This is a genomic window from Flexivirga caeni, assembly GCF_003724155.1.
Lineage (GTDB): Bacteria > Actinomycetota > Actinomycetes > Actinomycetales > Dermatophilaceae > Flexivirga > Flexivirga caeni.
Map to the genome: position 1 here is coordinate 18163 of NZ_RJJQ01000028.1, position 9350 is coordinate 27512.

Annotated in this window: 10 protein-coding genes; 9 read left to right on the top strand and 1 reads right to left on the bottom strand. The window is 67.9% G+C overall.

The genetic code is table 11. The annotated features are described in order from the left end of the window. The first annotated feature begins 36 nt into the window (after positions 1–36). The 9 genes from argJ to tyrS all read left to right on the top strand — a co-directional run bounded on the left by argJ (position 37) and on the right by tyrS (position 8872). A complete protein-coding gene (argJ, locus tag EFY87_RS19120; RefSeq protein WP_123273081.1) occupies positions 37–1188 on the top strand; it encodes a bifunctional glutamate N-acetyltransferase/amino-acid acetyltransferase ArgJ in 1152 nt (383 codons plus the stop codon). Continuing rightward, on the top strand, positions 1185–2096 hold the full coding sequence (gene argB, locus EFY87_RS19125; protein ID WP_123273082.1) for an acetylglutamate kinase: 912 nt from the start codon (positions 1185–1187) through the stop codon (positions 2094–2096). Before argJ ends, argB begins: the two co-directional genes overlap by 4 nt. Continuing rightward, a complete protein-coding gene (locus tag EFY87_RS19130) occupies positions 2093–3280 on the top strand; it encodes an acetylornithine transaminase (protein WP_123273083.1) in 1188 nt (395 codons plus the stop codon). Before argB ends, EFY87_RS19130 begins: the two co-directional genes overlap by 4 nt. Further along, positions 3277–4239, top strand: a complete 963-nt coding sequence (gene argF, locus EFY87_RS19135; RefSeq protein ID WP_123273084.1) for an ornithine carbamoyltransferase — start codon at positions 3277–3279, stop codon at positions 4237–4239. The genes EFY87_RS19130 and argF overlap by 4 nt, the downstream gene beginning before the upstream one ends. Next, entirely contained in the window at positions 4236–4790 is a 555-nt protein-coding gene (locus tag EFY87_RS19140; protein ID WP_123273085.1) for an arginine repressor, read from the top strand. Before argF ends, EFY87_RS19140 begins: the two co-directional genes overlap by 4 nt. Positions 4791–4797: 7 nt before the next feature. Next, the gene (argH, locus tag EFY87_RS19145) at positions 4798–6243 is read left to right on the top strand and encodes an argininosuccinate lyase (protein WP_123273086.1); all 1446 of its coding nucleotides are present in this window, start codon (positions 4798–4800) and stop codon (positions 6241–6243) included. 168 nt (positions 6244–6411) lie between these two features. Further along, positions 6412–6963, top strand: a complete 552-nt coding sequence (locus tag EFY87_RS19150) for a P-loop nucleotide/nucleoside kinase family protein (protein ID WP_220093717.1) — start codon at positions 6412–6414, stop codon at positions 6961–6963. After that, positions 6950–7546 (top strand): DNA-3-methyladenine glycosylase, encoded by a 597-nt coding sequence (locus EFY87_RS19155; protein WP_123273087.1) that lies wholly within the window; start codon positions 6950–6952, stop codon positions 7544–7546. The genes EFY87_RS19150 and EFY87_RS19155 overlap by 14 nt, the downstream gene beginning before the upstream one ends. 63 nt (positions 7547–7609) lie before the next feature. Further along, entirely contained in the window at positions 7610–8872 is a 1263-nt protein-coding gene (gene tyrS / locus EFY87_RS19160; RefSeq protein ID WP_123273091.1) for a tyrosine--tRNA ligase, read from the top strand. 160 nt (positions 8873–9032) lie between these two features. Here tyrS and EFY87_RS20750 read toward each other — a convergent pair. Next, on the bottom strand, positions 9033–9350 hold a 318-nt coding region (locus EFY87_RS20750; protein WP_220093718.1), incomplete at its 5' end, for a hypothetical protein.

Sequence of the window (9350 nt, forward strand, 5' to 3'; positions counted from 1 at the left end):
AGGGCGAATGCCTACCCCGACGAAGGAGGGGTGTGCATGAGCGTGACGAGTGCCCAGGGGTTTCGCGCGGCTGGAGTGGTCGCCGGGCTGAAACCCAGCGGCAAACCCGACGTGGCCGTCGTGGTCAACGACGGCCCGGAGCACGTGGCGGCTGCGGTCTTCACCAGCAACCGGGTGGAGGCGGCTCCGGTCACCTGGTCGCGCCAGGTGGTGAGCGATGGCCGGGTCGACGCGGTGATCCTCAACTCGGGCGGCGCCAACGCGATCACCGGAGCGCAGGGCTTCGTCGACACCCACGCGGCCGCCGAGCACGTCGCCGGCCGGCTCGGGGTTTCCGCGGGTGACGTCGTGGTCTGCTCGACCGGTCTGATCGGCGAGCTGCTGCCGATGCCGAAACTGCTCGCGGGTGCCGACGCGGCACTGGATTCGCTGTCGCCACAAGGCGGTCCGGCCGCAGCGACAGCGATCATGACGACCGACACGGTGAGCAAGCAGGCCGTCGCCGGTGGCGACGGCTGGACCGTGGGGGGTATGGCGAAAGGCGCCGGCATGCTCGCACCGGCACTGGCGACCATGCTCGTGGTCATCACCACCGACGTGGTGCTTGACGCGGGCGAGGCTGCGGCGGCGTTGCGTGCGGCGACGGCGGTGACCTTCGACCGGATCGACTCGGACGGCTGTCAGTCGACCAACGACACAGTGCTGCTCATGGCGTCCGGCGCGTCCGGCGTCCACCCGGAGCCGGAGTCCTTCGGCGTGGCGCTCACCGAGGTGTGTGCCGATCTGGCCCAGCAGCTGATCGGTGACGCAGAAGGCGCGGCGCACGACATCGCGATCGAGGTCGTGCACGCGGCGAGCCTGGACGACGCCCTGGAGGTGGGGCGCTCGATTGCGCGCAACAACCTCTTCAAGTGCGCGATCTTCGGCCGCGATCCGAACTGGGGCCGCATCCTCGCAGCGGTCGGGACGACTCGTGCGGCGTTCGAGCCCAGCCGGCTCGGGGTGTCCATCAACGGGATCCAGGTGTGCCGTGACGGCGGTGTCGGCGACGACCGCAATCTGGTCGACCTGACCGGACGCGACGTGCGCATCGTGGTCGATCTCGACTCGGGCGCGCAGGCCGCGACTATCTGGACCAACGACCTGACGCACGACTATGTCCACGAGAACTCGGCGTACAGCACATGAAACGGATCCCAGTGGACCGGGCAACCGCTGCCGCCAAGGCGAACACTCTGGTGCAGGCACTGCCGTGGCTGGAGCGTTTCCGCGGCGCGCTCGTCGTCGTGAAGTATGGCGGCAACGCGATGGTCGACGGCGAGCTGAAGGCGAACTTCGCGCAGGACGTCGCCTTCCTGCGGTATGCCGGCCTGCGTCCCGTGGTCGTGCACGGCGGTGGCCCGCAGATCCAGGCGATGCTGGACCGGCTCGGCATCGCCTCGGAGTTCAAGGGCGGCCTCCGGGTCACCTCGGCGGATGCGATGGACGTCGTCCGGATGGTGCTCACCGGGCAGGTGTCCCGTGAACTCGTCGGGCTGATCAACCAGCACGGGCCGCTCGCCGTCGGGATGTCGGGGGAGGACGGCGCCCTCTTCGGCGCGCGCCGGCGCGGCGCGTTGGTCGATGGAGAGACGGTCGACATCGGGCATGTGGGAGACGTAGTGACGGTGAATCCCGCTGCGGTGGAAGACATCCTGGCTGCCGGCCGCATCCCGGTCGTCTCCTCGGTCGCGCCCGACCTCGATCACGACGGTGCGGTCCTCAACGTCAACGCGGACACAGCCGCTGCGGCGCTGGCCGTCGCGCTCGGTGCGCACAAGCTGGTCGTGCTGACCGACGTCGAGGGCATCTATGCCGACTGGCCGGACAAGGACAGCCTGCTCAGCTCGATCCCGGTGAGCCAGGCGGAAGAGTTGTTGCAGCGGGTCGACGCGGGGATGGTGCCGAAGTTGGAGGCGTGCGTGCGCGCCATCCGCGGTGGAGTGCCGCAAACGCACGTCATCGACGGACGATCGCCGCATTCGATCCTGCTGGAGATCTTCACCGACGAGGGCACGGGCACGATGGTCCTGCCCGACGGCCAGGAGGCACTATGACCGCGAACGATGAGTGGCTGCAACGCTATTCGGACAGCATGCTCGGAGTGTTCGGCACGCCGCCACTGGTGCATTCGCACGGTGAGGGCTGTTACGTATGGGACGTCGACGGACGCCGTTACCTCGACCTGGTCGGCGGCATCGCCGTCAATGCCCTGGGACACGGCCACCCCGCTTTGGTGTCCGCAGTGTCCAAACAGGCAGGCGAGGCGTTGCACGTCTCCAACCTGTTCACCTCGCCCGGGCAGATCCTGCTCGCCGAGCGGCTGCTGCAGGTCTCGGCGGCGCCGGCCGGTTCGCGCGTGTTCTTCGCCAATTCCGGGACGGAGGCCATCGAGGCGGCCATCAAACTGGCCCGCCGCACCGGTCGCACTGGCATCGTTGCCGCCGAACATGCCTTTCACGGCCGCACGACGGGTGCGCTCGCGCTGACCCACAAGGCCGCCTATCGCGAGCCGTTCGAGCCACTCCTGCCCGGTGTCACACACGTCCCGTACGATGACCCCGACGCGCTGCGTCTTGCGGTGGACAGCGGCACCAGCGCGGTGGTGCTCGAGCCGGTGCAGGGCGAGGCCGGCGTGATCGAGCCGGCGGTGGAATTCCTGCGCGAAGCACGCGAAATCACCCGCGCTGCAGGCGCTTTGCTGATCATCGACGAGATCCAGACCGGCATCGGCCGCACCGGCGAGTGGTTCGGCTTCCAGCACGCCGGGATCGTCCCGGACGCGATCACGGTCGCCAAGGGACTCGGCGGCGGAGTGCCGACCGGGGCACTGATCACCTTCGGGCCGGAGGTCTCGGCGCTGCTGACCGCCGGTCAGCACGGCACGACATTCGGCGGCAATCCGCTCGCGGCGGCAGCCGGACTGGCCGTGCTCGGCGCGATCGAGGACGAAGGGCTGCTGGCGCACGCTCGGACGATGGGCGAGCACTTGGCGGCGCAGGTGGCGCAGGCTGCCGTCCCGCACGTCACCGGGGTGCGGGGCCAGGGACTGTTGCGTGCGATCACGCTGGACTCACCGATCAGCGTCGCAGTCGCAAGCGTTGCCCGCGCGGCCGGTTTCATCATCAATCCTGTGGCACCGCAGGTGATTCGGCTGGCGCCGCCACTCGTCATACAGGCGGAGCAGCTGGACAGTTTCGTGGCAGCACTTCCGCAGATCGTCCAGGAGGCGACAGCATGACCCGGCACTTCTTGCGGGACGACGACCTGTCTCCTGCCGAGCAGGCTCTGGTGCTGCAGCGCGCGGCAGCCATGAAGGCCGACCGCTTCGCGCACCGGCCGCTGGCCGGACCGCGCGTCGTGGCGCTGATCTTCGACAAGCCGACGCTGCGCACCCAGCTGTCCTTCACCGTCGGCGTCGCCGAGCTCGGGGGACACCCGATGACGGTCGACGGCAACCTCGCCCAGATCGGCACGCGCGAGTCGATCGCGGACGTGACCCGGGTGATCGAGCGCCAGGTCGCGGCGATCGTATGGCGAACCTACGGCCAGGACCACCTCGAGGAGATGGCCGCGAATTCAACTGTGCCCGTGGTCAATGCGCTCACCGACGACTTTCACCCGTGCCAGATCCTCGCGGATCTGCTGACGATCAGCGAGCACAAGGGTGCCCTCGCCGGGCTGACGATGACCTATGTCGGAGACGGTGCCAACAACATGGCGCACTCCTACTTGCTGGGCGGTGCCACGGCAGGCATGCAGGTGCGCATCGGCGCGCCACCGACACACCAGCCGCGGGGCGACATCCTGCGGCGGGCAGCCGAGATCGCCCAACAGACAGGAGGATCCGTGCAGGTGACCGACGACCCGGTGTCCGCGGTGCTGGGTGCCGACGTCGTGATCACCGACACGTGGGTGTCGATGGGACAGGAAGCGGAAACCGCCGACCGCAAGGGCGCCGAGAGTCCGTTCACCAAGTTCGCGGTCGACCAGGGCCTGATCGGTCATGCCGCGGACGACGCGATCGTGATGCACTGCCTGCCCGCCTATCGCGGATTCGAGATCAGCGGCGAGGTTGTCGACGGGCCGCAGTCGGTGGTGTGGGACGAAGCCGAGAACAGGCTGCACGCACAGAAGGCCGTGCTCTCCTTCCTGCTCGAATCATCAGCAACGGCAGGGACTTCCGAGATTCCACAATGACCAACGACGCCTCACTTGCGAGCAGCCGGGCGGCCCGCCAGCAACGGATCGCCGAGATCCTCACGCGCGAGTCGATCGGTTCTCAGGCGTCCCTTGCGCGGCGGCTGAGCGCCGACGGCATCCGGGTCACGCAAGCGACGCTTTCGCGAGATTTGCTCGAACTCGGCGCGGTCAAGGTCCGCATCGGACGGCAGCTGGTGTATGCCGTCCCGGGCGAAGGCGGCGACCGCGCCTTGGTGACCGGCGCGGACGGTGGCGAGGACGACGGACGGCTGCGCCGCATCTGTGCCGATCTGCTCGTCACGGCAACGGTGTCCGGCAACCTGGTAGTGCTGCGCACGCCGCCCGGCGCTGCGAACTTCCTGGCGTCGGCGATCGACCGTGCCGATCTGCCAGATGTGCTCGGCACGATTGCCGGAGATGACACGATCCTGATCATCGCGGCGGACGGTCGGTCCGGCTCGGTGAGCGGGACACTGCTGGAACTGGCCGGAGACGGCGCAGGACCACACGGACGACACGTACCCACCCCAGACGACGACCGAGAGTGAGCACCCAGTGACCGACGCCCAAGAACGAATCAGCCTGTGGGGCGGACGTTTTGCCGGTGGTCCGGCAGACGCGCTGGCCACACTGTCGAAGTCGACCCACTTCGACTGGCGGCTCGCGCCATACGACATCGCCGGGTCGAAGGCGCACGCCCGCGTGCTCCACGCGGCCGGCCTGCTCGACGACGCCACGCTGGGCGCCATGGTGTCCGCGCTGGACACGCTCGCCGCCGACGTGCGCAGTGGCGCCTTCGCGCCGGCGCCGGATGACGAGGACGTCCACACGGCACTGGAGCGCGGCCTCATCGAGCGTGCCGGCGACGACGTCGGTGGCCGTCTGCGTGCCGGACGGTCCCGCAATGACCAGGTCGCGACGCTCTTCCGGATGTATCTGCGCGACCATGCGCGATCGGTGTCCGGGCTCGTGCTCGACGTGGTGGATTCCCTTGTCGCACAGGCGAACGAGCACCTCGACGTGCCCATGCCCGGGCGCACTCACCTGCAGCACGCCCAGCCGGTGCTGCTCGCGCACCACTTGCTGGCGCATGCCTGGGCGTTGCTGCGCGACGTCGACCGGTTCCGGGACTGGGACCGGCGCACGGACGAATCGCCATACGGTTCAGGGGCGCTCGCGGGCTCGTCGCTCGGGCTCGATCCGCTGGCGGTAGCAAAGGATCTCGGGTTCAGCACCTCGACGCGCAACTCGATCGACGGCACGGCAGGCCGTGACTTCGTCGCTGAGTTCGCCTTCGTGTCCGCCATGTCCGCGGTCGACATTTCCCGCATCGCCGAAGAGGTCGTGTTGTGGGCGACCAAGGAGTTCTCGTTCGTCACGCTGGACGATGCGTTCTCGACCGGGTCGAGCATCATGCCGCAGAAGAAGAACCCCGACGTCGCCGAGCTCGCCCGCGGCAAGGCCGGCCGGCTGATCGGTGACCTCGCCGGCCTGATGACGACGCTCAAGGCGCTGCCCCTGGCCTACAACCGCGATCTGCAGGAGGACAAGGAGCCGGTCTTCGACGCCGTCGACACACTCGAGGTGTTGTTGCCGGCGTTCTCGGGCATGGTCGCGACCCTCACGTTCCACACCGACCGGCTCAGTTCGCTTGCGCCGCAAGGGTTTGCGCTGGCGACCGACGTCGCGGAGTGGCTGGTGAAACAGGGCGTGCCATTCCGTGTCGCGCACGAGGTCGCCGGGGAGTGTGTGCGCGTCTGCGAGTCGCGCGACATCGAGCTGTGGGACCTGTCGGATGACGACCTGGCCGCCATCAACCCGGCGCTCACCCCGCAAGTGCGGACGGTGCTCAGCGTCGAGGGTTCCCTCGCGTCACGGGACGCAGTCGGCGGCACGGCGCCGGTCCGGGTCGCCGAGCAACTGCAGCAGGTTCGCGATGCCGTCGCGACCGCGCGGGCGTGGGCATCGACGCAGATCGACGTACCGCAGCGGGCGCGCTGACCAGCCGGCGCTGGCAGTATGCGCTGACCAGGTCCCTAACCTTCGACGGTCGAGGTTTCGGGACGGGTTTGCCCGGTTTTGAGGTCCCTAACCTTCGACGGTCGAGGTTTCGGGACGGGTGATCCGGCCACCTGCTCTGCGGCACGCGGGCTTTGCCACACTGCCTCCATGTCGTTCATCCTCCAACTCGTCGGGCCACCGGCATCCGGCAAGCGCACCATCGGCGCCCTCGTGGCGCAGCGCACCGGCGCGGCGCTGATCGACAACCACTTGATCAACGATCCGGTCTTCACGGCGCTCGGCGTCAACGGGATGGGTAGCCTGCATCCGCAGGCGATCCCGTTCGCGGGGAGGGTGCGGGAGATCGTCCACGAGGCCGTGCTCGCGGCGCCAGCGGAAACGTCCCACATCTTCACCAACTGGCTGATCGACACTGCCGAAGATGCCGCGGCGGCACAGGTGATCCGTGGTTTGGCCACCACGCGTGACGCGTCCTTCCACCCGGTGTGGCTGCACTGCGAGCCCGAGGAGATCCGACGCCGCCTGACGCTGCCCGACCGGGCGGTGCGCAACAAGCTGCGTGACCCGTCCAAGGTGGACGACGTGCTCACGAAGGGCACCGCTCCCGCCCCGCCCGACGCATTGCTGCTGGACACCACTGACCTGGACGCGACGGAGTCGGCGGACCGGATCGTCGCGTGGCTCGATGGACACCACTGACCCCCTGGTGACAGCACGGCGGCTGCTGGGTGCGCACCTCATCGGTCGCGGCGTCACCGTGCGGGTCACGGAGGTCGAGGCGTATGCCGGCCGGCGAGATCCCGGATCGCACGCATTCCGCGGCCGGACGCCACGCACCGAGGTGATGTTCGGCCCGCCGGGTCATCTCTACTGCTACTTCACCTACGGCATGCACACCTGCTGCAACTATGTCTGCGGGCCTGATGGGGAGGCAGCAGCGGTGCTGATGCGCGCCGGCGAAGTGATCAGCGGCCTCGCGACGGCGCGCTCGCGGCGAGGCCGGTCGACCGACCGGGACCTCGCTCGCGGACCCGCGCGGCTCACGCAGGCGCTCGGAATTGTGTTGGCGGACAAGGGGATCAACCTGCACGATCGGCGCTCGCCGGTGCGCCTGGAGTGGAAAGATCCGGTGTCCGACGTCGCCGTGCGCTCCGGCCCGCGGGTGGGCGTGTCCGGTCCAGGCGGCGACGGCGCGGCATACCCGTGGCGGTTCTGGATCGACGGCGACCCGACCGTCTCGCCATACCGGCCCGCGAAACCCCGTCGTCGCTCCCGGCCCTGATACGGCAGGCTTGGCCCGGGCGACAGACCGGCCGCCAAACACAACCGAGAGGACGGATTGATCGTGAGCGACATCTTCGACGAGCTGCAGTGGCGTGGCCTGGTGGCACAGACCACCGATGGGGCCGCGCTGCGCGAGGCACTCGCCGACGGGCCGATCACGATGTATGTCGGCTTCGACCCGTCCGCGGACTCACTGCACATCGGCAATCTCGTCCAGCTGATCGTGGCGCGGAAGCTGCAGCGCGCGGGGCATCGGGTGCTCTGTCTCGTCGGCGGATCCACCGGATTGATCGGTGACCCGAAACCGGACTCGGAACGGGTGCTGCGCAGCAAGGACGAAGTTGCTGGGGCAGTGGACCGGATCCGGCAGCAGGTGGCGTCGCTACTGGACTTCGAGGGCGACAACCCGGCAACGATGGTGAACAACCTGGACTGGACCGCGCCGATTTCGGCGCTGGACTTCCTGCGGGATTATGGCAAGCACTTCCGGGTGAACGCCATGATCAAGAAGGAGGCGGTTGCACGCCGGCTGAACAGCGACCAGGGCATCAGCTACACGGAGTTCAGCTACCAGATCCTGCAGGGGCTGGACTTCCTGCATCTCTACCGCGCGGAGGGCTGCACGCTGCAGCTGGGCGGCAGCGACCAGTGGGGCAACCTGCTGGCCGGCGTGGATCTCATCCGATCGGCCGAAAGCACCGCGGTGCATGCGATGACGACTCCGCTGATCACCGACGCGAACGGACGGAAGTACGGCAAGTCGGAGGGCAACGCCCTCTGGCTGAACCCGGACCGTATGTCGCCATACGCCTTCTACCAGTTCTGGATCAACCTCGACGACGCCGACGTCATCGACAAGATGCGCGTGTTCACCGATCTGGATCGTGCCGCGATCGACGATTACGCGCGGCAGGTCGCGGACGAGCCGTTCCGGCGGGCGGCGCAGCGGGCACTCGCGGCCGAGATCACGACGTTGGTCCACGGCGCGGCGGCGACAACCGCCGTGCAGGCTGCCTCGGAAGCGCTCTTCGGGAAGGGCGACGTGTCGGCGCTGGACGCGCGAACCTTGCGCGACGCGACTGCGGAACTCTCTGGCGGTGAGGTAGCAGTGGGAACGTCCGTAGTGGACGCGCTGATCGCCGTGGGGATCGCCGACTCGCGTAACGCCGCGCGTCGGCTGATCGGCGAGGGTGGAGTGTCGGTGAACAACGTCAAGGTGGCCGACGAGGGGGCAGAGTTGGACGCTGACGCTTTCTTGCACGGCCAGATCGCGTTGCTCAAACGCGGACGCAAGCACCTGGCCGCAGCGCGGTTGGTTCGCTGACTTTGTGCGATGGCGATCGGCTCCGCTCAGCTGGGCGGAGCCGATTTGCGCGGCGGACCGGCGGTGCGTAATGTTCCACCTCGCGTCACGGCGACGAACGCATGAACCGGCAGTAGCCGGTGTGCGCGACATCACCAGCGCAGGGCCTGCAGCCAAGTTGTCAGCGAGAGTGGACATCAGGTAACGTAGACCCTCGTTGCCCGGGAGGCACGGACACCAGCGGCCAAGGCTGCGGCGGCCGGTCCCGGAGCAGCCAAACCACTCCCAGCAGATCCTTTCGATCGCTTTCGGTTTCCCCGAAACGCCGATTTGAAACGGGCGCGGAAAGAGTGTTAAGTTTTAAAAGCCCCAAGAGCGGAGCGGAAACGCGAAGCAAACGGGAGCAGTCGTTTTTTGAGAACTCAACAGCGTGTCGAGTGATTGATGCCAATTGTTTGTTGGTTGATTGGTTTTGTAGCATTTTTTGCTCTTGATCAGT

Coding starts and splice junctions, on each gene's coding strand:
- EFY87_RS19155 (WP_123273087.1), top strand. CDS start 6,950: ATGGACACCACTGACCCCCTGGTGACAGCACGGCGGCTGCTGGGTGCG.
- argF (WP_123273084.1), top strand. CDS start 3,277: ATGACCCGGCACTTCTTGCGGGACGACGACCTGTCTCCTGCCGAGCAG.
- argB (WP_123273082.1), top strand. CDS start 1,185: ATGAAACGGATCCCAGTGGACCGGGCAACCGCTGCCGCCAAGGCGAAC.
- EFY87_RS19130 (WP_123273083.1), top strand. CDS start 2,093: ATGACCGCGAACGATGAGTGGCTGCAACGCTATTCGGACAGCATGCTC.
- EFY87_RS19150 (WP_220093717.1), top strand. CDS start 6,412: ATGTCGTTCATCCTCCAACTCGTCGGGCCACCGGCATCCGGCAAGCGC.
- argJ (WP_123273081.1), top strand. CDS start 37: ATGAGCGTGACGAGTGCCCAGGGGTTTCGCGCGGCTGGAGTGGTCGCC.
- EFY87_RS19140 (WP_123273085.1), top strand. CDS start 4,236: ATGACCAACGACGCCTCACTTGCGAGCAGCCGGGCGGCCCGCCAGCAA.